This window comes from Metabacillus rhizolycopersici (genome assembly GCF_020075705.1).
Map to the genome: position 1 here is coordinate 1 of NZ_JAIQUM010000024.1, position 23,888 is coordinate 23,888.

General features: G+C 35.9%; 19 protein-coding genes, 1 tRNA gene, 1 pseudogene and 1 riboswitch. Of the genes and pseudogenes, 14 read left to right on the forward strand and 7 right to left on the reverse strand.

Annotated features, from left to right (window positions below; genetic code table 11):
• Positions 1 to 173 precede the first annotated feature (173 nt).
• Positions 174 to 2,453, reverse strand: coding sequence for a UvrD-helicase domain-containing protein (locus tag K9V48_RS12085; protein ID WP_224139252.1), 2,280 nt, complete (start codon positions 2,451 to 2,453; stop codon positions 174 to 176).
• Positions 2,454 to 2,756: 303 nt separating this feature from the next.
• Here K9V48_RS12085 and K9V48_RS12090 point away from each other — a divergent pair, with 303 nt between their 5' ends.
• The gene (locus tag K9V48_RS12090; RefSeq protein ID WP_224139253.1) at positions 2,757 to 3,011 is read left to right on the forward strand and encodes a hypothetical protein; all 255 of its coding nucleotides are present in this window, start codon (positions 2,757 to 2,759) and stop codon (positions 3,009 to 3,011) included.
• Positions 3,012 to 3,170: 159 nt separating this feature from the next.
• On the opposite strand, the gene K9V48_RS12095 is transcribed toward K9V48_RS12090, so the two are convergent.
• Positions 3,171 to 3,845 carry a YetF domain-containing protein gene (locus tag K9V48_RS12095; protein WP_224139254.1) on the reverse strand — a complete coding sequence of 225 codons (675 nt, stop codon included), beginning with the start codon at positions 3,843 to 3,845 and terminating at the stop codon, positions 3,171 to 3,173.
• 135 nt (positions 3,846 to 3,980) lie between these two features.
• On the opposite strand from K9V48_RS12095, the gene K9V48_RS12100 reads away from it, so the two are divergent.
• The gene (locus tag K9V48_RS12100; RefSeq protein ID WP_263432814.1) at positions 3,981 to 4,229 is read left to right on the forward strand and encodes a DUF3231 family protein; all 249 of its coding nucleotides are present in this window, start codon (positions 3,981 to 3,983) and stop codon (positions 4,227 to 4,229) included.
• A gap of 123 nt (positions 4,230 to 4,352) precedes the next feature.
• On the opposite strand, the gene K9V48_RS12105 is transcribed toward K9V48_RS12100, so the two are convergent.
• From K9V48_RS12105 to K9V48_RS12115, 3 genes are all read right to left on the reverse strand, one after another.
• Positions 4,353 to 4,781, reverse strand: coding sequence for a GNAT family N-acetyltransferase (locus K9V48_RS12105; RefSeq protein ID WP_224139255.1), 429 nt, complete (start codon positions 4,779 to 4,781; stop codon positions 4,353 to 4,355).
• Between the two features lies 1 nt (position 4,782).
• Positions 4,783 to 5,301, reverse strand: coding sequence for a YjcG family protein (locus tag K9V48_RS12110; protein ID WP_224139256.1), 519 nt, complete (start codon positions 5,299 to 5,301; stop codon positions 4,783 to 4,785).
• A gap of 324 nt (positions 5,302 to 5,625) precedes the next feature.
• Positions 5,626 to 6,351, reverse strand: a complete 726-nt coding sequence (locus K9V48_RS12115) for an esterase family protein (RefSeq protein WP_224139257.1) — start codon at positions 6,349 to 6,351, stop codon at positions 5,626 to 5,628.
• A gap of 250 nt (positions 6,352 to 6,601) precedes the next feature.
• A riboswitch (SAM riboswitch) is annotated at positions 6,602 to 6,850 on the forward strand.
• 284 nt (positions 6,851 to 7,134) lie between these two features.
• On the opposite strand from K9V48_RS12115, the gene K9V48_RS12120 reads away from it, so the two are divergent.
• The 6 genes from K9V48_RS12120 (at position 7,135) to K9V48_RS12145 (ending at position 13,418) form a co-directional block, all read left to right on the forward strand.
• The gene (locus K9V48_RS12120; protein ID WP_224139258.1) at positions 7,135 to 8,253 is read left to right on the forward strand and encodes a methionine biosynthesis PLP-dependent protein; all 1,119 of its coding nucleotides are present in this window, start codon (positions 7,135 to 7,137) and stop codon (positions 8,251 to 8,253) included.
• Entirely contained in the window at positions 8,246 to 9,430 is a 1,185-nt protein-coding gene (metC, locus tag K9V48_RS12125) for a cystathionine beta-lyase (RefSeq protein WP_224139259.1), read from the forward strand. Before K9V48_RS12120 ends, metC begins: the two co-directional genes overlap by 8 nt.
• A gap of 194 nt (positions 9,431 to 9,624) precedes the next feature.
• Positions 9,625 to 10,623, forward strand: coding sequence for a TAXI family TRAP transporter solute-binding subunit (locus K9V48_RS12130; RefSeq protein ID WP_224139260.1), 999 nt, complete (start codon positions 9,625 to 9,627; stop codon positions 10,621 to 10,623).
• Between the two features lie 73 nt (positions 10,624 to 10,696).
• Positions 10,697 to 11,215 carry a DUF1850 domain-containing protein gene (locus K9V48_RS12135; protein WP_224139261.1) on the forward strand — a complete coding sequence of 173 codons (519 nt, stop codon included), beginning with the start codon at positions 10,697 to 10,699 and terminating at the stop codon, positions 11,213 to 11,215.
• Complete coding sequence (locus K9V48_RS12140; RefSeq protein ID WP_224139262.1) at positions 11,208 to 13,184, forward strand: TRAP transporter permease; 1,977 nt, start codon at positions 11,208 to 11,210, stop codon at positions 13,182 to 13,184. The genes K9V48_RS12135 and K9V48_RS12140 overlap by 8 nt, the downstream gene beginning before the upstream one ends.
• A 162-nt stretch (positions 13,185 to 13,346) precedes the next feature.
• Positions 13,347 to 13,418, forward strand: a tRNA-Val gene (locus tag K9V48_RS12145).
• A 130-nt stretch (positions 13,419 to 13,548) separates the two neighbouring features.
• Here the strand turns inward: K9V48_RS12145 and K9V48_RS12150 are convergent.
• A complete protein-coding gene (locus tag K9V48_RS12150; RefSeq protein ID WP_224139263.1) occupies positions 13,549 to 14,670 on the reverse strand; it encodes a tyrosine-type recombinase/integrase in 1,122 nt (373 codons plus the stop codon).
• A gap of 22 nt (positions 14,671 to 14,692) precedes the next feature.
• Positions 14,693 to 14,872: a helix-turn-helix domain-containing protein gene (locus K9V48_RS12155; RefSeq protein WP_224139264.1), complete on the reverse strand. Its 180-nt coding sequence runs from the start codon at positions 14,870 to 14,872 to the stop codon at positions 14,693 to 14,695.
• Between the two features lie 874 nt (positions 14,873 to 15,746).
• Here K9V48_RS12155 and K9V48_RS12160 point away from each other — a divergent pair.
• The 6 genes and pseudogenes from K9V48_RS12160 to K9V48_RS12185 all read left to right on the forward strand — a co-directional run.
• Positions 15,747 to 16,352 (forward strand): annotated as a pseudogene (locus K9V48_RS12160) (transposase); the annotation flags it as partial.
• A 558-nt stretch (positions 16,353 to 16,910) separates the two neighbouring features.
• On the forward strand, positions 16,911 to 18,671 hold the full coding sequence (locus K9V48_RS12165; RefSeq protein WP_224139265.1) for a sensor histidine kinase: 1,761 nt from the start codon (positions 16,911 to 16,913) through the stop codon (positions 18,669 to 18,671).
• Between the two features lie 124 nt (positions 18,672 to 18,795).
• Positions 18,796 to 20,388, forward strand: coding sequence for a response regulator transcription factor (locus K9V48_RS12170; protein ID WP_224139266.1), 1,593 nt, complete (start codon positions 18,796 to 18,798; stop codon positions 20,386 to 20,388).
• 33 nt (positions 20,389 to 20,421) lie between these two features.
• Positions 20,422 to 21,750: an ABC transporter substrate-binding protein gene (locus K9V48_RS12175; RefSeq protein ID WP_224139267.1), complete on the forward strand. Its 1,329-nt coding sequence runs from the start codon at positions 20,422 to 20,424 to the stop codon at positions 21,748 to 21,750.
• A gap of 297 nt (positions 21,751 to 22,047) precedes the next feature.
• Positions 22,048 to 22,971, forward strand: a complete 924-nt coding sequence (locus tag K9V48_RS12180) for an ABC transporter permease (RefSeq protein WP_438803889.1) — start codon at positions 22,048 to 22,050, stop codon at positions 22,969 to 22,971.
• A gap of 15 nt (positions 22,972 to 22,986) precedes the next feature.
• Positions 22,987 to 23,874: a carbohydrate ABC transporter permease gene (locus tag K9V48_RS12185; protein WP_224139269.1), complete on the forward strand. Its 888-nt coding sequence runs from the start codon at positions 22,987 to 22,989 to the stop codon at positions 23,872 to 23,874.
• Positions 23,875 to 23,888 lie beyond the last annotated feature (14 nt).

The window sequence follows — 23,888 nt, forward strand, 5'->3', positions numbered from 1 at the left end:
ACCTTGAGCTTGGACAAAAAATCTCAAGTTCTGACAATAAATCATGATTATGGACGATACATCATTTCGAGAAGTTGAATTAGAAATCAAGTAAGTTTAAAAACAACAAAGTTTACTAAAACAGCCTTTTATTATTATAAGAATCCCACTGAAAGAAGTTTCGTTGTTAACAATTAGATCAATGGATTTAGGAATCTCGAAGCAGCTGATTTTCGCCCCCGTCGTTTAGAGGGAATCGAGATCAATAAATGTTCTTTCGCCCGTGTCATGGCAACGTAAAGTAACCGTCTTTCTTCCTCAAGATGTTCATAATTTCCTTTTCTCGCAGCCTCTAGGGAGAAATCATGTGGAAGGGAACCATCGACTGCTCCTACGATATATACATGTTTAAATTCAAGACCTTTTGAGCGGTGAATCGTCATGAGCTGAACACCTGCTTCATATGACGTTTTTTGTTCTTTTAATGCTTTTTGCGTTAAAGTCATATGCTCAGTGTGTTGAAGGAATTCGGATACGTTCGAGAATTTCTTCGCGACAACCTTTAAATCGTTTAGATCATCAGAACCCTTTTCCATTGTATTCCCTTCGTTTCCTTGTTTTTTTAGATAGTCAGAGAAACCAAGTTCCTTTTCAATCACTTGGATTGCTTTGACAGGATTTTCCCTTTTCAATGAGCTAATTCTCGGGACAATCTTTTTTAACTTAGCCATTTGAAAATTTGGAAGTCCACTTATAAATAATAATGCATCAACAAGTGTACAATCGTGAAGGATTGATAAGGCCTTCACATCGTTCAAAACAGATTGTTTTAAAAATAAAGCGCGAATTAGTTCTGTTATTGCTGATGTGTCATTCGCATCAATGCTAAGACGTAAGTATGAAAGAACTCCTCGAACCATTTTTCTTTCATAAAATGAACTTTGCCCTTTTTCAATCACAAACGGGATACTTGATTGAACAAAGCGTTCAAAGACAGCACGGCCGCCAGTATGTGTGCGGTAAAGGATGGCAAATTCATTTGGTTTGGCACCCGCTTCAATTTTCTCCTTAATGTCGTTAACAATGAGTGTTGCTTCTTCTTCCTCATCATATGGAAAAAAGCAACTTGGCATTTGCTCTGTCTGAAATTGAGCATTCATCTGTTTGCTTAAGCGATGTTTATTTTTCGAAATGACTTCATTTGCAGAAGAGACAATATGGTGATCTGATCGATAATTAGAGGAAAGGGTAATGATGCGCGCCCCTTCATATTCTTTATTGAAATTTAAAATAAAGGACGGTTCGCTTCCTCTAAAGCTATAGATTGTTTGATCATCATCGCCAACTCCGCATAAATTTTTCGTATGATTGGACAACAGCCTAATGAGCTTATATTGAACAGGATTAATATCTTGGAATTCATCGATTAAAAAATAGTGAAATCGATTTTGATAGGATTGAAGAAGGGTTGGATTCGCACTCAACATCTCATAGCATTTCACAAGCATATCATCAAAATCAAATTGACCACGACTGCTCTTTTGTTCTTCATAATACTTGTAAAGTGCTAATGCTGTTTCTTCCCATTCTTCGCTTGGTTTTATATCTGTAGGTGATTTTAGCGTGTTTTTCCAATAGCCTATTTGTTGAATGGCTTGATCAAATGGGAAATCCTTTTCATCAATCCCAAATTCTCTACAAGCTTGCTTTAGGTAGCTTTCCTTTTGCCAATCCCATTTTAGTAAGTGCTGTCCACTCCATTTTTCGCGGTTGTCATGGAGAAGCATTTTGTAAAAAATACTATGGAAGGTTCCAACCACAAGACGGCTGAGTTGATGGGCTGGTAGCTTCGTGTTTGCATGAAGGCGTTCCTGCATTTCACGTGCGGCCTTTGCTGTAAAGGTAACAAGCATTATTGAGCTAGGATCAATTGCTTTTTCCTCCATCATATATAAGGCCCTTGTTGTTAACACGCGCGTTTTTCCACTTCCTGCACCAGCTAAGATGAGAAGGGGACCATCAATCGTGGTTACTGCTTCTTTTTGCTCAACATCAAGTGGGATCCCAAGTAGTGATGAAGGTGTTTTTATTTTTGGTAAAAAAGAAGTTCGCCCTTTAAGCGCTTTTGGTTGACGCCATTTTGTTTCGAGTGGTTTATCAATCGTTGCAATCGATCTAGATTTAGGCAAACGAAAGCCATTTTGTTCTGAATATTCGTCTTCGGAAACAGTTTGTTGCGAAGTATTCGTTTTGATAGGAGAGTCACCAATGAGATCATTGCAATGCTGATCAGCCATTTTGCTCGTGTGATAGAAACATGGTGGTTTGCTTAACCCGATATATAGCTTAACTGGTTTACCACAAGCGCTACATGTCACTTCGTTTTTTAAGCTAGCTTCATAGATTCGTTGATAATCCTCGCGAGGCAAATGTTGTAAAGATAGTTCTGTATTTTTCAATTTTGCGTATTTCAAAGTGATCCTCCTCCCATAAAAAATTGATTTATTCTTTTATAGCGAACTATAAAATTCATGTACTATGGATAAGCGTACTGCATCCAGCTCCAGCGCCTAGCCCCTCTTGGGTCTAAGCCTGAGGCTGATCAAGGCGCTTGCGCTTTTGTTCGTATATGTAAATAAAGGAAATCTACTAGATGAAATCGAATGTAAGAATAAACGACAATGTATATCTTAACAGAATCGTTATCTATCGAAAAGGTAAACTTGTTCTGTTAACTTGAGGGAATTGAAGGGAGAAAATTGTTAAGGGGTGTAATAATGGGCTACATATTACCAATTCAACATGATGGATATCAGCAGTATGTGAACAGATCTTTACCTGTAGATGTTCGTTATTCAAATATCCGACCAACTACAGCTATTCAACTTTCCGATACGTATAATAATGAAGGAAGGAAACAAAATCATCAACGTTTTGCAGATGTTTTAGAACAAAAAATGAAAACGGTTAAAACGAATGAATATGTCGCAACTCCTAATGGAAGTGGGAATCTATTTAACGAATCAATATAATGAGATACGCTTTTTAGGAAAGGTGGAAAGGTACTTTTGTAAGAAAAACCTAGTCAAATCTAAATTTCAAGTAAAAACACAAGCGCCAAGCTTGTGTTTTTAGTGTGCCCTCAGATATAGGTAGAATCAATATGCAACTTATTGAAAGTATTTGGATTTTTAAATTGTTTGAACATGTAAACCTGAACCTTCCAGCCATTCGGCATACATAACTTCTTCGACCCGAAAGATATTTTGTTGCCTTAGCTGTTCTTCTAACCATGTTGTATTAAAGCCAGCTTCAGTAAGATTATCATTTATGACTTTGCCATCACTAATAAGTGTAATCGGAATGTTCACTTGTTCAAGGTTTAATTGTAGATCTCTTTTTGTAGGTGTTTCGTAGGCTGCCTTTTTTAATATACTGACTGTACCATCGGTTTCAAGAATTGCATACTCTAGCTCACGGATGGAGAAAACGCCTTTTGATCGAATTAAATGCTGTAGTTGGTTTACATCGAGTTTGCTCTTTTTTAAGCTTTCTCGAAGTATTTGACCTTGACGAATAATAATCGTCGGACTCCCCTCTAAAAATCCTCGTGTCTTACTAAATTTCTGTGTAATCATTTCTAAAACGAAAATAAGTATCCCCCAAATAAAAACGGCATATATAATGTGAAATATTCCCACTTCATGATCAAAAATTGCATTTCCTACTAATTCCCCTAAAACTAATGCCGAAATAAAATCAAATGTAGTAATTTGGGTAATCTGTGTTTTTCCTAATACTTTTGTAATGATAAATAGAGCGATGAACCCTAGAATTAATTCAATGAAGATGTCCCCAAAATGCATCGAATAAACCTCCGTATCCATTCACATAGGCATTAGTTTTATCAAATAAAGCATTTTTTATCCGATTAAATGTAAGTAGAATATTGTGCAAATGGGAAATGAAATCTACTCGATAGTAAAGAATAAGCGTATCTATTGTCTCAAGGAGGAAAAAACATGACAGATTGTTCTACCCATCTTACAACAGCTGGCGTAGGGAACTACTATACGACTGCCGCTGCAGCGAGCCAAAGAGAGGATTTAGCAATCAATTATGAACGACTATCGATGGAAATTGCGAAATTTGCGAAAAGCGGTCTTGATATTATGATTAAAAATAATTGGTTAGAGCAGCCACCAGGATTACTAGATCGAGAAAAATTGGCGAAGAATAAAGAGAAGTAAACACGATAAACTACTGTAAACAAACTAAAAAAGCTAACAAGACGTTAGCTTTTTTAATGCTTAAGAATTAATAAAATTATTGTACTGTGGATAAGCACACGACATCCAGCTCCAGCGCTTTTGTTAATTAACTTCTTTCACCATTGTAACATGAGGCATATCAGCATCCAAAAATACGTCAGAAACCGTTTTATAGTCTAAACTTTCATAGAACGGAATAGCGTGTGTCTGCGCATTTAGTTTTATTTTGCTAACTCCTTGTGAAGTGGCAATTTCCTCTAATTTGTTAACTATCAGCTTTCCAGCACCCTTTTTCCGTGCTGTTGAAAGAACACAAATTCTTTCAAGCTTTCCGATACCATCTAAGACACGAACACGCGCTGCACCAATCGGCTCCTCGTTATCATCATAAAGGACCACATGTGTTGCTTCGTCCTCAAATTGATCAATTTCTATTTCTAGAGGAACATGTTGTTCGTGAACAAAAACAGTTCGTCTTACGGAGTATGCATCTTCTAGTTGTTCTTTTGTAGTGACTAGTTGTACGTTCAAATTATTCGTTATCCTTCCCTAATAAAAAAGTTTCATATACGGTCCATGAACCGTTTTCTAGTTGGTAGAGTAGATGGAAACGATCAACAACTTCTTCATGTTGAACGTCTAGCATTTTAATACTACCAAGTACGTCAGAATGCTCATCATCAGATAGTTTTTGTCCAAGTGTGATATGAGGGACAAAAGAATATTCAGGCTCCAATCTTAGCGATCCTTTATGAAGTTTTGAGTGTAAGTCTAATAAGTCATCGTTTGGTTCCACTTTTAAATAAATCACATTATTTACAGGAGAAAAGGAACTAACCTTCTTAATCGAGATTTTTATTGGATTAGAATCTTGTGCAGTAATGCGTAGCTCGTTTGCAATAGTAACTATATCATCTGCAGAAGCATCAAATGCTGTTTTTAGCGTAACATGTGGTGGGATTAAAGCATAATTTGGGTCATATCGCTTACGATAAGAATTTACTAAATCCTGTATTTTTTTTGATGGAAAAAGGGCAATTCCGTATTTCATGTCATTCCCTCCTAGACGATTCATATAGTTTTAGTATACCAAATTTTCAAAAAGAAGCATATGAAACGAACGAAACAAAACGAAAGGTAAGGGCCCCGTTATCCTGTTCCACGTCCAAAGTGAATAAAATACAAAGAATAACGACCATTTATTTGAGGTTTATTTGTCCTAGGATGTTCACAGTACTTGCACAGTTGTTTTTATCCCGTATTAACGTGCAGTAATATCCCGCCTCTAAGCGTGGGTGGATCACTGCACGTAAAAGCCTGATAAGTCTCTCTACCCATCAGTGGAAAGAAAACCCTCACTGATGCAAGTCTCGCTTTATTCAAAAATATCCTTCAATATAGGTGTTAAAGCAGGCTGCCAGTATTTCCATGTATGGTCTCCATCAAATTCTTCATATGTATAGGAAAATCCTTTTTTAGAAAGTAATAATTTTAACTCTCTATTTGGTGAGAGAAAGTCTTGAATTTCTCCGGTTGTTGTTTTAACCTTCGTCTCTTTTTTGCCAATTTGATGATAAATGGTTGGTCGAGAAGAAGTGGAAAATTGCTCCACGGCCTGTAACACGTCTTCGTTAACATATGGTGATTGGAGAATCAACTTTCCAAAGATGTTTGGATAAGCTAGTCCAGCGAGCAATGAAACTGTTGCCCCTAGTGAGTCCCCAATTAGAGCGCGTCCATATCCTACTTGGTAAGTTGGGAATTCCTTGTCAAGATATGGGACAAGTTCATGTGCTAGAAACCGAACATAGTTTTGAAATTTTACTCCCTGTGGATGATACTTTACTCTTCGATCTTCGACATTCTTATAAGGGATGCCAATAACGATGATGTTTTCAATTTCTTCTTCTTTCATTAGGGCTTCAACTTGTCTTCCTATTCGACCGAGTCGAAAATAATCTTGGCCATCTTGTGCGATAAGTAAGCTGTATTTATAAAGTGGAGAAAAATTCTCTGGAAGATAAATAAGCAATGTTAAGTCTTCTTGTAAAGCTGCTGAGAAAAAAGTATGTTCTCTAATAATCCCTGATTGTTTGCTCATGAAAAACCCTCCAGTATTTTTAACGTTAATATGATTTTTTAAGTTAAGCATCTTTTTGAAGGGATTAGATGTAACCACTTTCTATTTTATCTTACATGTGTTGGCTGTAACAACCCCCAATGATTAGCTGGAGAAATGAGCATTTCATCTGAAATATTTTTCCGATATTTTAAACTATTATGATTATTACGTTGCAATCTCTTCTTGAATACGGTAAAGTAATGAAAAGGAAAAATTAAAATTAAATATATTCTTATCAAGAGAGGCAGAGGGACTGGCCCTGTGAAGCCTCAGCAACCGGTACACAACGAGTGAAAAGTTGGTATTTGTTGATTTTGCGAAGTAAGGAATAATGATTTAGCTAAGTAAATTTAGTTAATACGTTTCATCATTCCACCACGCAAAATTAACTATTTCCTATGAAATATACCAAAACATTCTGAGTGCCAAGGTGCTAAATCCAGCAAGCCACACCTGTATTATGCTTGAGAGATAAGAAGAAGCGCATCACATACACAGTCTTCTTCTTAACCGAGGAAGACTTTTTTCGTTGTATAAGGAAATTTTTAATTCTTGTATTGTGGATAAGCGCTTCGGCATCCAGCTAAAACGCCCTGCCTCGTTTTGTTCATGAATTGCAGAGGAAGAATTCCTTCTATTCATGAGTGGTTTATTACCCGAGGTTGATTAAGGCACTTTTGCTAATGTAAGTTGTCCAAGAATCGCGCTGGATGCTTCCTCTCATGTGCATAATCTAGAAAAAAACTTAGGATGGTGACAGAGATGAGTCAAAGAATTGAAACGAAATTAGCACAAATGGGTAACCGAAGTGAAAATGTAACAGGTACAGTAAGCCCCCCAATTTATTTTTCGACAGCCTATCGTCATGCGGGGATTGGAGAATCAACTGGTTTTGATTATATTCGTACAGGAAATCCTACTAGACTTCTAGTCGAAAAAGCGATTGCGGATCTAGAGTATGGTGATCGCGGATTTGCATTTAGTTCAGGCATGGCTGCTATTCAAACAATCATGGCTCTTTTTCAAAGTGGTGACGAACTAATTGTATCATCTGACCTATATGGTGGTACGTACCGATTGTTTGAAAAGGAATGGAAAAAATATGGTTTATCCTTTCAATATGATGATTTTTCAAATCCAGCAGAAACTGAAAAATTAATTACTGAAAAAACAAAGGCGTTATTTATTGAAACACCGACAAATCCATTAATGCAGGAAGCGGACATTAAAGGGCTAGCTGCTGTAGCAAAGAAACATAATATTTTAGTGATTGTTGATAATACCTTCTATACACCAGTCATCCAAACACCTATCCAGGACGGGGCTGATATCGTCATTCATAGTGCGACGAAATATTTAGGTGGACATAATGATGTGCTAGCAGGGTTAGTAGTAACAAAGGGTGAGAAATTAAGTGAGGAGTTTTTCATACATCAGAATGCAATAGGTGCTGTATTATCGCCATTTGATTCCTGGTTATTAATGCGTGGGATGAAAACCTTATCTTTGCGCATGAAACAGCATGAGCAAAATGCAAAGCTTGTTGCCGGGTTTTTAGAGGAGCATCCTGATGTACTTGATGTTCTATACCCAGGAAAAGGTGGAATGATATCTTTCCGCGTACAGGATGAGAAATGGGTGAATCCATTTTTAAAAAGTCTAAAGACAATTTCGTTTGCGGAAAGTTTAGGCGGAATCGAAAGCTTTATTACGTATCCTGCAACCCAAACACATATGGATATTCCTGAAGAGATAAGAATTGCAAATGGTGTCTGTAATCGATTGCTACGCTTTTCAGTAGGGGTTGAACATGCCGAAGATATTATTGAGGATTTAGTTCAGAGTTTTAAACAAATGAAAGGAGATGTAGTTGGTGAGTAATCAAGACTGGTCTTTCCAAACAAAATTATTGCATAATGATACGAAAGTGGACAAAGAAACAGGTGCTGTCAGTGTTCCAATTCACCATACATCAACTTTTCATCAATTTGATCTCGATGAGTTTGGGAAATATGATTATGCTCGTTCTGGCAACCCGACACGTGAAGCATTAGAGCAAGCGATTGCTGAATTAGAGGGTGGAGCAAGGGGGATGGCGTTTTCTTCAGGAATGGCGGCCATTTCAACCGCGTTTCTCCTTCTTTCTCAAGGTGATCATGTTCTCGTTACAGAGGATGTGTATGGCGGAACATTTCGAATGGTAACAGACGTACTTTCAAGATTTGGCATTGAGCACACATTTGTTGACATGACAGATTTGCACAAAGTAGCATCTGAAATTCGTCCGAATACAAAAGTGATTTACATGGAAACACCATCAAATCCTCTTTTGAAAGTGACGGATATTCGAGGGATTGTGAATCTTGCTAAGGCGAACGGCTGTTTAACTTTTTTAGATAATACATTTTTAACACCTGAGCTTCAGCGACCTTTAGAATTAGGTGTAGATGTAGTGCTTCATAGTGCGACGAAGTTTTTAGCGGGGCATAGTGATGTACTTGCAGGACTTGCTGTTGCAAAGGACGCTGAGCTAGGTGATCGATTATATAAACTTCAAAATGCATTTGGGGCTGTATTAGGGGCTCAAGATTGTTGGCTTGTGTTGCGAGGATTAAAAACGTTACATGTGCGTCTTAAACAATCTTCATCATCTGCACTGAAAATTGCCGAGTATTTAAGTAGACACCCTAAAGTAGAAACTGTCTATTATCCAGGATTGAGCTATCACCCAGGGTATGAAACACAACAATATCAAGCAGATGGAGCAGGTGCTGTTTTATCATTTAAACTTGCAGATCGTGATGCTGTTAAAATACTTCTTCAAAACGTTAAGCTTCCGGTGTTTGCGGTTAGTCTAGGGGGAGTAGAATCAATCCTATCCTATCCTGCGAAAATGTCACATGCTGCAATGCCACAAGAGGAACGCGAAAAACGTGGAATCTCAGATGGCTTACTTAGATTTAGTGTAGGCTTGGAAAATGTTGATGATTTAATCAAAGATTTAGATGATGCATTGGAGAAACTTCCTATAATTAAAAAGGAAGAAAGTGTTCGTTAAGACTGACTCGGTTTGAGTCAGTTTTTTTGTGGAGAATTCTCATTTAGTCCATTTTGAAGGGATATTCTTCAAGCTAAACTTAAATCTGTTTTAATAGACATTGTTTACTGAATAATCATAATTGACAGTTTTATTGTTTTGTATGTTAATATAAGGTTGTATACTTTACATAAAATAACAAAGGGGGAATTTTTATGGGAAAAGTTCGTAGTAGCTTTCTAGTTGTTATAATGTTAGCACTTACGATGATCATTGCTGCTTGTGGGGGCGGTGGTAGTGAAGATGTCTCAGGTGATAATGGTGAAAATAACGGCGGTGACAAACAAAACTTAAGTCTCTTAACGGGGGGAACTGGCGGTACGTATTATCCACTGGGGGGACAAATTGGGAAAATCATCACTGATAACACAGATGCGAATATTACACCACAAACATCTGGTGCTTCTGCTGAAAATATGGAAACATTAAGAGCTGGAGAGGCCGAGATTGCCTTCTCACAAACAGATATCGCAGCTTATGCAATAGAAGGAAAAGAAATGTTTGAAGGTAAGCCAATTGACAATATTCAAGCAATTGGTTCAATCTATCCAGAAACGGTACAACTTGTAACAACTAAGAAAAGTGGTATTAAATCTGTTGAGGATCTCAAAGGAAAATCCGTTTCAGTCGGTGCTCCTGGATCAGGAGTATATATTAATGCGATGCAGCTTTTAGAAATCCACGGATTAACAAGCGACGATATTAAAGCACAAAACCTTTCTTTCGATGAGTCTACAGACGGAATTCAATCAGGTAATATTGACGCAGCATTTGTTACTGCTGGTACACCAACAGGCGCTGTTGAAGCTTTATCAGCACAAAATGATGTTGTCATTATTCCATTTGCTGATGATAAAATTCAAAGCTTGATTGAAAAATATCCATATTATGCAAAAGATAAGATCCCAAGCGGAACATACGGTATTGAATCAGATGTGAACACAGTTGCTGTTAAAGCGATGTTAGTTGTTACGAAAGAACTTGATGAAAATTTAGTTTATGAAATGACAAAAGCCTTGTATGAAAACACTGATAAGATTACCCATGCAAAGGGTAAGTTCATTACCGCTGAAACAGCACTTGAAGGTTTAGGAAATATGGAGCTTCATCCTGGTGCAGCTAAATATTTTGAAGAAAAAGGCATTACAGAGTAAACAATTATGAAAAGAGTCGGTAGATCGCTTTATGTGGTCTATCGATTTCATTTTATTGAAAGGTGGGGATTCAATGAAGAAATGGAAGATTTCTTTTGCATTACTTTGTATCCCCCTGCTATTATTCTTCGTTTTTCTGTTTTTCTTTCCTTATAAACAAGTCATTGCTTTTACATACGAGGACCAAGCTCAATTGCTTGCGTATTTATCATTGGAAAAGGACAAGACCTTCCAAATCCAGTATACACACTCAATCCATCTCTCAGATGTGATTGAATCGTATCGTATATCCGACGAAGAAATCATTCAAACAGAGCTCGCATACGAAGACTTTGCTGTCGGAATGCCGTCTAATGCAGAAGGTGACGAAGTCTTTGAAGAAATTGCAGGTACATACTATATAAAAAATATGAATCGTTCATTCCCATTTTTTGATTTAAGAATTGGACAAGTAAGAGCAAACCATCGACTTATTTATCAGAATAATACTTTTACGTTATCTCATTATTTGAAACCTGGAATATGGGTAAGAATCTCGCCGAAAAAAATTACGTTATGGCAACAATTGAAAGGAGTGAACATGAATGGCTGATAAAGAAGAAATTAAATACTTAACAGAAGAAGAGCAACAGGAGCTACTAGAAAAATACGATCCTGAAGCAGGGACAAGGAAACTTACGGGAATTTTGGGCTATATCGTCTTTTTTGGTCTCCTTGCTTTTTCACTTTTTCAACTATACACAGCGATTTTTGGTGTTTTTACTGCACAAATTCAACGTACTGTACACTTAGGCTTTGCGCTTTCTTTAATCTTTTTACTTTTTCCGGCAAATCGGAAGAAACGACAAAAGGGAAAGCTTCAGATTGCATGGTATGATGGAATATTAGCACTTTTAAGTATTGGAGTAGGTGCTTATTGGCCATTGTTTTTTGAAGATCTCGTCATGAGTGTTGGGCGATTGACCACGTTGGATTTTACAGTCGGTATTATTGCGATACTACTAGTTTTAGAGGCTACAAGACGAACTGTAGGTCTACCGATTATGATTATTGCGATTATATTTGTACTTTATGGGCTATTTGGACAATATATGCCAGGCTTCTTATCGCATCGAGGTTTAAGCTTAGATCGATTTGTGCAGACGATGTTTTTTACAACTGAGGGGATTTTAGGAACACCTTTAGCTGTTTCTTCCACTTTTATCTTCCTCTTCCTCTTATTTGGTTCTTTTTTAATTCGAACAGGGGTAGGTCAGTACTTTAATGATCTTTCGATTGCAATCGCAGGTAGAAGTATTGGGGGGCCAGCAAAGGTTGCGATTTTTTCAAGTGCACTTCAAGGGACAATAAGTGGAAGCTCTGTTGCCAATGTTGTCACATCAGGAGCTTTTACAATCCCGATGATGAAGAAGCTCGGATATAAGAAAGAATTTGCTGGTGCAGTAGAGGCTTCGGCTTCAACTGGCGGACAATTAATGCCACCCATTATGGGTGCTGCAGCATTCTTAATGGTTGAATTTATTGGAAACGGAATTACGTATTGGGATATTGCAAAAGCTGCAGCAATACCAGCTGTCCTATACTTTGCTGGTATTTGGATTATGACACACTTTGAAGCAAAGCGACTTGGGTTACGCGGTTTAACAAAGGAAGAAATGCCAAGTCGAAAAGAAGTGTTTAGAAAGATTTATTTATTAATTCCAATTGTTGCGATTATTTTGTTGCTCATGTCGAACATCACAGTAACGCATGCTGCCTTGTATTCGATTCTCATTTCAATCATTGTCGGCTTTATTAATCGAGATGTTCGTATGAAGTTTATGGATATTATTTATGCGTTAGTTGATGGAGCGCGTACTGCCTTAAGTGTTGCAGCAGCCACAGCAGCAGCTGGAATCATTGTTGGTATTGTAACGAAAACAGGATTAGGTCTAAAGTTAGCAAATGGACTAATTGAATTGTCAGGTGGTTATTTAATTCCTACACTTATGTTAACGATGGTTGCGTCACTTATTCTAGGAATGGGCTCACCGACAACTGCAAACTATGTTATTACGTCAACGATCGCAGCACCTGCTATTATTTTACTAGGAGTACCAGATTTATCAGCTCATCTCTTCGTTTTCTATTTCGGAATCGTTGCAGATATTACACCTCCAGTAGCATTAGCTGCATTTGCTGCAGCAGGAGTATCGGGAGGAGAACCGTTACGGACAGGAATTGAGTCAACAAAGCTAGCAATCGCAGCGTTTATCATTCCATACATTTTTGTTCTCTCACCATCGCTTCTTATGATAGACACAACATGGCTCGAAGTCGTTTGGGTTGTATTGACAGCAATGCTTGGTATGATCGCAATTGGAGCCGGAGTTATTGGTTACTGGATGAGAGGGATGTACTGGTTTGAAAGAATCATTGCAGTGGTTGTTGGTTTCCTCTTAATCTATCCAGAACGGATTTCAGACATCACAGGGTTAATAGCGTTTGCCGTGTTACTTACTTTACAATATGTCTGGAAACGAGACAAAGATAACAAGCCGAAAATATCAGCACAAGCATAATCTGAAAAACCTGATCCTCGAACATGAGGTGTCAGGTTTTTTATTTTCTGGGAAATAAGTCGAAATGTGTAAAACATAAATAAGCTGAAAAATCGGATTTTTTTCTGAAATAGGTTGACCAATAGGAATAATTTTATTACAATGTAAACAATAACTTAATATGACTTGTTAGCTCAGTGGGAGAGCACTTCCTTGACAGGGAAGGGGTCGTGGGTTCGAATCCCTCACAGGTCATCGAAACAAAATAGTGTATGAATCTTGTTGTATCAAGGTTTGTGGGGCAGAGAGACCATTTGTAGAGAGTAGCTACAGATGGTCTTTTTTTGTGAAATTAAGTGTTCTGGTCACAGACTGGTCACACAGCCTATTTTCTACCTGCATAGATGAATTGGTCGAATATCGTTGCTGCTTCTTTTTGCATTGTTGGTAATGAATGACTATAACGATCTAGCGTAATCTTCGTACTAGCATGTCCTAGACGTTCAGAGATTACTTTCACGTTCACACCTAATTGGAGCATGAGTGAAGCATGTGTATGCCGTAAATCATGAAATCGAATCTTAGGGACATTTGCTTTTTTAATAAAATTGTTAAAGCTACGTCGAAGGTTACTAGGATTAATAGGAGTACCCTCTAATGAAGCGTTCACTAGATTCATGTTCTGATAACCGTTGCCAAGCTTTAAACGTTGCTCAGCTTGTACTGCCTTATGCTTCTTTAGTAAACGAATAACCGTATCAGAAAGCTCGATTACACGGCGGCTAGAGGTAGTCTTTGTGGATTCTTGAATCTTCTTCGAGCCATTAATAATTGTATGACGTATCTTAATGACTTTCTTCTCAAAATCAATATCATCCCATAATAAGCCTATTAGTTCCCCTTGACGCATACCAGTATTTAGAGCTAATACATAAATTAACTCATAGGGAGTTTCCTCAGCTGTTTTAAGAAACATTTGGACTTGCTCCTGTGTCCAGATGTTCATTTCTTGAGGCTTATGTTTAGGTGTAGAAATAGCTAAAACAATATTATGTGGCACAACTTGTAGCTTAACTGCTTGATTAAAAATGTTTACTAATACCTTATGAACATTCTGAATTGTAGCCGCACTACGTTTTTCTTCATGAAGTGTAGTGTACAGCAGAGAAATATGCAGAGGCTTAAGGTTTGCAATTAGCATATGCCCTAGAAAAGGTCGAATATGATTTTCAATAGTATAGTAGTATTTTTGTTGTGTGTTTATGTTCACTGTACGCTTTTTATTTTCAATATAAATATCTAGAAATTCATTCAGTGTCATCTTAGAAGGCTCTATATATGTGCCTTCGTTTACTTGATTAAGTGCTTTTGTCAGAGCAGCTTGTGCTTCCTTCTTCGTTTTAAAGCCACGTTTCTTCTTTTGTTTACGCTTTCCTGAAATTGGATCTTGATAGCCAAATACATAGTACCAGTTATTGTTTTCTTTCTTAATAGAACCTTGTGCCATTGGGAGTCCTCCTGATCAAATATTATCCGTTTAACCATCTAAGAAATGATTGTTTTGATATTTTGATTCGACGACCGACCCTTACACTGTGAAAAACATTTGAGTGTACTAACTCATATGCTTGCATTCTTCCTATTTGTAAAATAGCCTGTACATCTTTCACATCCAATAGTTCTGGATATTGAAGTTCTAAATGTGTCATCTCTAATTCCTACCTTTATTATAAATGTTTTTTGACAATGTTGTATCCTTTAGTGTCTTATAATGTAAGTGTACGAGGATTAAAGATTTTATACAAAGTCGCTCAGAACCGATCTCACATGAAATACAGCAAATTTGAGGTTCGAAATGTTATTACATTAAGGGAGGACATCTACTAATCTTAGAAATGCTCTACTTTCCTGCGAAATGCCCATATAAAGTGGAATTTTTTATAAAAATTTTCTGGAGGTAGCACCTTGTATGGTAAAGGAGATTAGTGAAGTTCGATGCCCCACCCCTTAGGTGTGGATAAACCGTTCTACACTTTGCCCAAAAATAAAAGAACAGACTATTTAAATGAACAGTCTGTGCTATATAAACATGGGGTAACCATGTAAGATTATTAGATTGGCATAAAAAAATTGCTAGCGTAGGTAAGTTATCAAATTACTTACCATTAAAAGATAAAGAGCCACCATGAATAACGATGACTCTTTATTATTTATTAAAGTAAAAACTATTTCTTACAATTTAAGAAAATAAGATTTACTTTTTATTTTTTACGAAAATATCTTTTATTTCTTATTTTTTTATGAAAATAGTAAATATCTTTTATATTTAGTGAAAATATTATTTAAAACAAAAAGGAGATAATAAAGAATATCTCCTTTTTGTTTTAAAAATGGATTAACAGTGCCATCTTTTTGATTTAATATCGCTTTAATAGACTTATTTGTACTAGATAAATAGTTTTAAGGTACAATATAAAAATTTGACCATAAACAAAGTATTGAAAATTCAGCTACATTATTAATGAAATTGAAAAGCAGACAGGGAAACGTCATTGCAGATGAAGTATATAGCTCCTAGTCTGGGGGAGTCTTAACGATGGTAAAGCTGCGATAGCTCTTTTAAAAGTTATTCAAGAACGATTGCCATCTCTAGTTATTGAATTTGGAACATTAGACGCTGGGTATGATTATGTTCCAATTTACGAACAAATCTATCGGATGAAAGCTCAATCTGTCATTGCTTATAACAAAAAGAATGAACCTGACCCTATTGGTTTTGATAAATATTTCGCTCCGACATGTGTACGTGAACATTCATATCTATATGATAGTTTTGATGAAAAGTATGAAACATTAAAGTACTCACGACCTAAAGAATGTCGTGATTGCCCTTTAGCCAAGGATTCCCTTTGCCAAAAGGTATATAAAGTAAAAATCACAACTAACTTACGACGTTATACTGCACCAGCTCGTGGTTCAAAGAAATGGAAAGACATTTATAAGCAAAGGACCGCAGTCGAACGAGTTAATGCCTATTTGAAGGAGTATTTCCAATTGAACCAGGTCCGTTATCGAACAGGAAAATGCGCAAAGGTCCACTTTGATTTGGTTCATCTTGTTTATAATGCATCAAAGTTAGCGTGTGATCGACTATTAGTACAAGCCAAATCACTACATCACGCAGCATAATTTAAAAACAGAACAAAATCAATATTCGGTAAGTCTAACAATTTTTTAAAAACTACATTATGAAATTGATTCAATTAAACTTAAAATATAATACACCCAAAAATTTAAAAGAATAAATTCCAAAAATTTTAATATAAGTTAAGTGTAAATTTTGATAAATTAAGTACACAACTATAAAATCGTTATTAAAAGCTCGGATGAAAACATTACATTCCTATACCAATCGATTATTCACATATTGTAACTCGTAAAGATAAATATATTTCTTATTTTTAAGGTAGTATATTATCTATCATCAGGAGCGACTACTTACAGTCGTTCTTTTTAAGTATTTTTTAAATATTTACATTCTTGCATCTGATTTAGATAATGAATACTCTAATCTATGGAATCTAAATCATATGGTAAGATTGTAAAGTCTGTGATAAATTGGAAAAATTAAAACCTGACTAATAAAATAGTGTTTTCAAATAAAATAAGTTAGTAATAAATATGGATAGAAAGTTTTTATTTTTCACTTCAATAAATTGTAAGTGTTTTCATCACCTGGGAGGCTATATGTTTTTTTCATTACGAAATCGATTATTTATTATTTTTACTTTACTTCTAACGATCCCCTTTCTGATTCTATCCATTATCATTCCAAATTGGTTTACATCAATTATGGAAGAACAAACGAAGGATGCAACTGTCGAAATGATGGAGCAGTATTCACTTTATATTGATTCAATCACTTCACAAGCAGAAGATCTTGGGAAACAGGTTCTTGTTAATCGAACAACTCAACAATGGTTGAAGTCAGAAATGGATCATTCAGAAACACCAAGTGACCAGCGTTTATTAATAAAAAATCAGCTGAAAATGCAGTTATCATCTATGATGATTAACAATTCTAAATCCATGTCTATCTCTGTCTTTCTTAATGATGGTACCGGGACTTGGGGGTATCTTCCAACATTACAGGAAACAGAGTGGTTCATAGATTTTTCTGAAAATAATCAGCGGTGGGTGAAAACTCATGATGACACAATTGCAACGAATATAAATAGTTATCTTCTGCCACTTTTTGATCTGCTTACACTTGATTTATCTGGAGTGATTAAAGTTAATTTCCCCTCTTCATTGCTCGAAACAGCATTGAGTAAAATCAAACTTGGTGAAAATGGTCGTGTTTATTTAGTAGATAGAAATGGATCGAATGTATTGTCCGAGAAGATACAGACTCCGGATTATGTATTGAATAAAAGTTTAGAAGAAATATCAAATGTTCAACAAAATAAAGGCCTAATTGAAACCAATTACGATAATGAGGAATACCTTGTATTTTTTCAAAAATTAAAAATCGGTGATTGGGTTCTGGTTAGTGAGATTACAAAGTCTGAATTGTTCTCAAAAATTAATACATTGCAAAAGAACTTATTCTTTATCAGTGCTCTAATTTTTATATTAACAATTCTTGCGTCTTATTTTCTTTCCTTTACAATTGTTAGGCCTTTAGGAAAGCTAACGAAAGCAATGAAATTTATTGAACGTGGAGACTTTTCTGGAGCAAAAGGTTTTATGCCGACAATTAAATCTTATAACGACGAAGTAGGATATGCTATAAAAGTATTTGATCATACAATCGACAAATTAAATTTCTTAATTAAAACAGAATACGAAGCAAATATTCGAAGAAAAGATGCAGAATATAAAGCCTTATTATTACAAATTAATCCTCACTTTTTAAACAATACACTTGAAATCATCGGGGGATTAGCGGTCCAGGGGAAAAATAAAGAGGTTATGAATGTAAGTATTTATTTAGGGAGAATGATGAGGTATTCCCTAAGTACCAAAAGTGATGTCGTGAGATTAGGTGAAGAAATAGCTTATATACGAAATTTCACAGATATTTTAAAACTTAGGTATGAAGATTCGATTAGTATAGAAATTGAAGAAGATCAAGAAACAAAACATCTGCCAATTATTAAGTTTATAATACAGCCACTTGTTGAAAACGCAGTCAAATATAGTTTTATCAAAAAACATTTTGCTGAACTTAAAATAAAAACAGAAAAAAGTGGAGAAAAAATATTTATTATCGTTGAAGATAATGGAATAGGGATGTCTGAAAAGGTTATTAAAGACTTACTGGATACAGAAATAAATAATGAAGCAGGAAATGTGTTAGAAAGTAAAGGGACCAGTATTGGACTTAAAAATGTACTAGGCCGTTTGATGTTATATTACGGTGAAAATTTCTCATATGACATTCAATCTGAAAAGGGTAAAGGCACTAGAATCACATTGTGTATAAAGCGAGATTCCCATTGGTAGAGTCTTACTTATGGTTAGCTTAATATATCAAGTTTTTAGGGGGTTATCCCACTATCGCTTCCCAAACCACTCAAGCTTAAGTTGGATGTTGTAAAGCGTGTTTAAGTTACTGGAGGGGATATACATGTTGAACGTAATCATTGCAGATGATGAAATACAAATTCGTAAAGGTTTACGAATGAAAATTGAGTGGGAAGAAGAAGGTTTTCAAATTGTTGAAGAATCATCCAATGGACAAGAAACACTAGACTTGTTAAAAAAGCTGGATGTAGATGTTGTCATTACAGATGTAAGAATGCCGATCATGGACGGCATCGAATTTGTAAAACAATGTCATCATGAGCATTCGAATGTTAAAGTAATTGTCTTATCTGGGTATTCCGATTTTGATTATGTAAGATCATCGCTGGTTGAAGGGGTGAAAGACTACCTTTTAAAACCAGTTGCTCCTGATGAACTAGTAGAAGCTTTAAAAAGAATTAAATTAGATATAGAGGAAGAAAGGAAAAGAAAAATTGAAACTGATCAAATGAAACGGCTTGTTCACAATCAGTTAGAAGAAATGCGGGGGCAGTTTTTACTCCACCTAGTTAAGGAGGAATGGCCCGAACTAACCGTTACAATTGAGAGACTTCAGCAATTACAGTTAGAAGATTTAGCAAATGAAAACGTACATGTTCAATTTGTAACGGTGGAAGTAAGAGGAACAGATCGAGACCCTAATAAAGTAAAGGAACTGTGGCTTCCTTTTAGAATGCTTTGCAAAGAAATAGCTAAAGAGCACGGAGGAACTTATTCCTTTTATGATGCAAGTTATGCGAATATGATTCACTTTATCCATAGAGTAGATTCTAATCAATTAGATACTAAATCTACATTGATTAAAAAAGTCCAACGACATGTAAAAGAATTCTTAAACTTGGAGACAGTGATAGGTATTGGGAAGATTATTACTGGTCTTACAGAATTTAAAAATGGTTATATTTCAGCGTTGCTTTCTTGGAGTCAAAGTCAATTAAGCTCGCAATCACAGGTGATAGAGGGGACAATTAATAAAGACGTGTTTGAGTTTTCAGCTGATGTTGAAAAGAAATTGATTAACACAATTGAAAATGAAAATCATGAAGCTTTTAAGAGCAACATTTATTCAATTTTGGGAGGAATGAATAATCAATCCATTATGTCCTTTTCTATCATTGCTAATCGAGTTTTATTTTTGTTAGGTTCCCTAGCAAGAAAGTACGATATTGATACGATCGAAGTAAATAATATGATATGGAGTTGCCAACAGAGTATATGGGAGCTTAACTCTCAAAATAGGGTGATTGAGCAGCTCATCAATTTGGCACAGTCAATCATTGAAAAGGTACATGAAGACCGATCTTCTACGAATGGTGTGGCAATCGTAGAAAATGTACGTCGTTATTTGGACCAGCATTATGCAAGTGAAATTTCTCTTACGACACTAGCAGATCAATTTCATATTAATAGTGCTTATTTATCTGAAATTTTCAAAAATCATATTGGTCAAAACTTTAGTGATTACCTAATCAGCTTGCGAATGAATCATGCTCAAGCATTATTAAAAGATAAACAACTTAAAATAATCGACGTAGCTCACTTAGTGGGTTTTTCAAACTCGGGTTATTTTAGTACAGTATTTAAAAAACAAATTGGCCAAACTCCTGTTGAATTTCGTAACTCCACAGATTCATGAAAAAAGAGCGTAATTTGGAAGGTGGGGGTTCAGATGAAAAAATGGTTAATGGTCTTTATAGTAGTGATTCTATTTGGTATGGCAGGGTTTGCATGGTCTTACTTCACCCATTCAAGCGAACGTACAGATAAAAGTGATAAAAGGAATGTTGGGGAACAAATAGAGCTGACATTTTTGCGGAATTTAGGTAACCCTGCGTTTAATAAGGCATACGAAGAATTAGTTGTTGCCTTTGAGGCAGCTCATCCCAATATTAAAATTAATATGCAATCCATACATTGGGCTCATGAATATGAGTTAAGGTTACGTACAGAATTGGCTGCAGGAAACCATCCTGATATCATGGCAATTGATAGTCCTAACTTGGCTCTTTATGCGAATGCGGGATTCCTATTATCTATAGATTCATATATGAAAGAGGAAGGTAATATTGATGATATACCCGAACAGACTTTAAATGGATTAACCTTTGAGAGTGAAATCCTTCTTGCACCTATCGTAGAATCTAGTATTGCTTTATATTACAATAAGCATCTGTTTAAGGAGGCAGGAATCCCATATCCATCAGAAGATCCAAATAAATCTATGACATGGGATCAGGTACTAGAAATTGCCAAAAAAATAAGCAATCCGGAAAAAGGGATATATGGAATTGACCCGGCTCAAGGATTTAGTGAGGGAGAAGGACCAGCTTATTTTAAAATGCCAATCTTGTGGCAGTTCGGAGCAGATGTACTAAGTCCAGATGGGACAACAGCAGATGGTTACTTAAATTCTGAAGAAGCATTGGAAGCTTTGCAATTTTATCAAGATTTGTATTTTAAACATCGTGTAGCTACGGTTGAATTGCCTCCAGCTTCTTTTGAAACAGGTAGGCTTGCGATGACTATATTAGGTTCTTGGCACTTATCAGAATTGCAAAGTGTCCCAGATTTTGATTTAGGTGAAGATTTTGGGGTTGCTCCATTGCCTAAGGGAGAATATCAAGTTGCTCCTCACGGAGGTTGGGCATTGGGGATTTCTTCAAAGACTAAATATCCTAATGAAGCTTGGGAATTCGTTAAATTTGTTACAAGTTATGAGGGCTCTAAAAAATTTGTTGAAATTACAGGTGATTTGCCTGCTAGATACTCAGTGGTTAGCGATTTTCCTGATCTTAATGAGTACCCCAAAAATATCTTTGTTCAACAAGGACAAAAGTACTCCAAGAACCGACCAGTTACACCTGTCTATCCGGTTGTAAGTGAAGCTATTAAGATATTATTTGAGGATGTTGGCATTGGCGGGAAAAATGTAAAGGCTTCAGCGACAGAAGCTGTTGAGAAAATAGATAATAGTTTAAACGAGATTCAAAATCCATAAGATGTTTTATCCTCTAGTTTTTATTAGGGGATTTTTTTTTTCGAAATTATAAAAAATCATCCGAAAAAATCAAATATTAACAACCGAAAATTTTGAAATATTACAAGTTTCGACTTTGTTATAGTAGAACTCACAGAGAGAGAACAAAACAATGAGAGGGGCAAAAAAATGAATGAAAAAACGTTTTACATTAAATGTAAGTAAATATGTAATCGTTATCAACAGTAATTATATTCATATAAGGAGGTTAATAGATTGGAAGAATTAGTAAAGGTTAACCAAGAAACAACTAGGCGAATCAAAGTTGAAACAAAAGTAAAGCGCCAATTAGATTATATTAAGCGGAACTATATTCTTTATTTACTTATTGCCCCTGCTGTAATCCTTACGCTTATCTTTAAGTATATACCAATTTATGGAGCGACGATTGCATTTAAGGATTTCAGTCCGATCCGAGGAATCAACGGAAGTGAGTGGGTTGGGCTTAAACACTTTACCAGCTTCTTAACATCCCCTAATTTTATGGAGATTTTAATGAATACAATAAAATTGAGCTCTTTTGAACTCCTTATAGGATTTCCGATTCCTATCATATTGGCTCTTATGTTAAATCAATTGAGAAAATCGAGTGTTAAAAAGAATATCCAATTAGTTCTTTACGCACCACATTTTGTCTCAGTTGTAGTTATATCAGGTATGGTTTTCCTTTTTCTAACACCCGTAGGACCTATTAATGCATTATTAGGGATGTTTTCTGATAAACCCATTTCCTTCATGTCTGACCCAGATTACTTTAGAACGATTTACATTTGGTCTGGAGTATGGCAAGGAGCTGGTTGGGCATCTATCGTTTATGTTGCGGCTCTAGCAAACGTTGATCCACAACTACATGAGGCAGCAACACTAGATGGAGCATCGCTATTACAACGGATTTGGTATATCGATCTTCCTACCCTTAAGCCGGTTATGGCGGTATTGTTTATTTTAGCGGCTGGGGGAATCATGGGAATCGGATTTGAAAAAGCCTATTTATTACAAACGCCGATGAATTCACCCTCATCAGAAATTATCGCAACTTATGTCTATAAACGAGGATTGCTTGCAGGAGATTACTCTTTTGCTACAGCAGTTGGATTGTTTAATGCGGTTGTGAATGTAATTTTACTGGTGTTCGTCAATCAAGTAGTGAAAAAACTAAATGAGGGCGAAGGTCTTGTCTAAGAAAGGAGGAGAACAATGAACAACCAAATAAAACACCCAAAAGGTGATCGGATTCTACTTCAAATTAATAATATTCTCTTGGCTATTATAGTACTTTTGATTACTGTACCACTGTTGTACGTATTTCTCTCTTCACTTTTGGAACCAAATGCATTGATTAGGAAGGGGTTTAACTTAAGTGGGTCTGATTGGTCTTTGGAAGGGTACCAACGAATTTTAACCGATGGAACAATAGTTAAGGGATTTCTAAATTCGATAATATATTCGGCTGGATTTACTATTGTCACAGTTACAGTTTCCATCCTTGCAGGCTATACATTATCTGTAGATGGCCTGGTTGGCAAAAAAGCTTTTATGGTCTTCTTCCTGATTACGATGTTTTTCGGCGGTGGACTAATTCCGACTTATTTTGTTATCAGAGATTTGGGAATGCTTAATACAATTTGGGCAATCATTATCCCTGGTGCTGTAAATGTTTGGTTTATTATTCTAGCAAGAACTTATTTTAAAGCGATTCCAAACGAATTAAAAGAAGCAGCAAAAATAGACGGCGCCTCAGATTTCAGAATATTCGTGAGCATAATTTTACCACTATGTAAACCAATTATTTTTGTGTTGGCATTATATGCTTTCATTGGTCAATGGAATGCGTATTTTGATGCGATGATTTACTTGGATGATCGAGACCTGTATCCATTGCAATTGGTTTTACGTTCTATTCTCATTCAAAACGAGGTACAGCCTGGAATGGTTGCAGATATACAGGCTAGAAATGAGTTAATGAGAATTGCAGAGATGATTAGATACTCATCGATTGTGATTGCTAGTTTACCTTTATTAATCATGTACCCATTCTTCCAAAAGTATTTTGAAAAGGGAGTTATGGTCGGTTCTTTAAAATAAAAAAAGATGAGGGG

Coding starts and splice junctions, on each gene's coding strand:
- K9V48_RS12165 (WP_224139265.1), top strand. CDS start 16,911: ATGTTTTTTTCATTACGAAATCGATTATTTATTATTTTTACTTTACTT.
- K9V48_RS12140 (WP_224139262.1), top strand. CDS start 11,208: ATGGCTGATAAAGAAGAAATTAAATACTTAACAGAAGAAGAGCAACAG.
- K9V48_RS12185 (WP_224139269.1), top strand. CDS start 22,987: ATGAACAACCAAATAAAACACCCAAAAGGTGATCGGATTCTACTTCAA.
- K9V48_RS12110 (WP_224139256.1), bottom strand. CDS start 5,301: ATGAAATACGGAATTGCCCTTTTTCCATCAAAAAAAATACAGGATTTA.
- K9V48_RS12135 (WP_224139261.1), top strand. CDS start 10,697: ATGAAGAAATGGAAGATTTCTTTTGCATTACTTTGTATCCCCCTGCTA.
- K9V48_RS12170 (WP_224139266.1), top strand. CDS start 18,796: ATGTTGAACGTAATCATTGCAGATGATGAAATACAAATTCGTAAAGGT.
- K9V48_RS12095 (WP_224139254.1), bottom strand. CDS start 3,845: ATGCATTTTGGGGACATCTTCATTGAATTAATTCTAGGGTTCATCGCT.
- K9V48_RS12155 (WP_224139264.1), bottom strand. CDS start 14,872: ATGACACATTTAGAACTTCAATATCCAGAACTATTGGATGTGAAAGAT.
- K9V48_RS12150 (WP_224139263.1), bottom strand. CDS start 14,670: ATGGCACAAGGTTCTATTAAGAAAGAAAACAATAACTGGTACTATGTA.
- K9V48_RS12130 (WP_224139260.1), top strand. CDS start 9,625: ATGGGAAAAGTTCGTAGTAGCTTTCTAGTTGTTATAATGTTAGCACTT.
- K9V48_RS12115 (WP_224139257.1), bottom strand. CDS start 6,351: ATGAGCAAACAATCAGGGATTATTAGAGAACATACTTTTTTCTCAGCA.
- K9V48_RS12090 (WP_224139253.1), top strand. CDS start 2,757: ATGGGCTACATATTACCAATTCAACATGATGGATATCAGCAGTATGTG.
- K9V48_RS12175 (WP_224139267.1), top strand. CDS start 20,422: ATGAAAAAATGGTTAATGGTCTTTATAGTAGTGATTCTATTTGGTATG.
- K9V48_RS12120 (WP_224139258.1), top strand. CDS start 7,135: ATGAGTCAAAGAATTGAAACGAAATTAGCACAAATGGGTAACCGAAGT.